At 46.8% G+C, this 1,309-nt stretch carries 1 rRNA gene (cut by a window edge); it reads right to left on the reverse strand.

Annotation, left to right across the window (positions count from 1 at the left end):
• Window positions 1-1,117, reverse strand: a 16S ribosomal RNA gene (locus SD960_RS23660) (it extends 494 nt beyond the left edge of the window).
• Window positions 1,118-1,309: the final 192 nt, after the last annotated feature.

Consider the following 1,309-nt stretch of genomic DNA (forward strand, 5'->3'; position numbering starts at 1 on the left):
GACTCGCTGGCAACTAACAACAGGGGTTGCGCTCGTTATAGGACTTAACCTGACACCTCACGGCACGAGCTGACGACAACCATGCAGCACCTTGTAAATTGTCTTGCGAAAGATCTGTTTCCAAATCGGTCAATCTACATTTAAGCCTTGGTAAGGTTCCTCGCGTATCATCGAATTAAACCACATGCTCCACCGCTTGTGCGGGCCCCCGTCAATTCCTTTGAGTTTCATTCTTGCGAACGTACTCCCCAGGTGGGATACTTATCACTTTCGCTTAGCCACTGAAATTGCTTCCAACAGCTAGTATCCATCGTTTACGGCGTGGACTACCAGGGTATCTAATCCTGTTCGCTACCCACGCTTTCGTCCATCAGCGTCAATCCATTAGTAGTAACCTGCCTTCGCAATTGGTATTCCATGTAATCTCTAAGCATTTCACCGCTACACTACATATTCTAGTTACTTCCTAATAATTCAAGTCTGGCAGTATCAATGGCCGTTCCACCGTTGAGCGATGGGCTTTCACCACTGACTTACCAAACCGCCTACGGACCCTTTAAACCCAATGATTCCGGATAACGCTTGGATCCTCCGTATTACCGCGGCTGCTGGCACGGAGTTAGCCGATCCTTATTCTTACGATACCGTCAAGCTGCTTCACGAAGCAGTGTTTCTTCTCGTATAAAAGCAGTTTACAATCCATAGGACCGTCATCCTGCACGCGGCATGGCTGGATCAGGCTTGCGCCCATTGTCCAATATTCCTCACTGCTGCCTCCCGTAGGAGTCTGGTCCGTGTCTCAGTACCAGTGTGGGGGATCTCCCTCTCAGGACCCCTACCCATCGTAGCCTTGGTAAGCCGTTACCTTACCAACTAGCTAATGGGACGCATGCTCATCTTTTACCGTTGTGACTTTAATAACTCGACCATGCGGTCATGTTATACTATGAGGTATTAATCCAAATTTCTCTGGGCTATCCCTCTGTAAAAGGTAGATTGCATACGCGTTACGCACCCGTGCGCCGGTCTCTCTATCCGAAGATAAATACCCCTCGACTTGCATGTGTTAAGCCTGCCGCTAGCGTTCATCCTGAGCCAGGATCAAACTCTTCATCGTATATTGTTTGCTTGACTTCTCAAGCTAATTATTATGCGACAATTCTCTATCGGTTCTTTTCAAATCTCTCGATTCCATTACTCTTATTCTTTTGTTCTAACATCTCTGTTAAAACGGCTGTCAATTCAATATGTCTACGAACGTGTTTCAATTTTGTTTCGCTTGTGTTTCAAAGCGGGTGCAAAAGTAGAA

The sequence above is a fragment of the Flavobacterium sp. MMLR14_040 genome, assembly GCF_033657265.1.
Lineage (GTDB): Bacteria > Bacteroidota > Bacteroidia > Flavobacteriales > Flavobacteriaceae > Flavobacterium.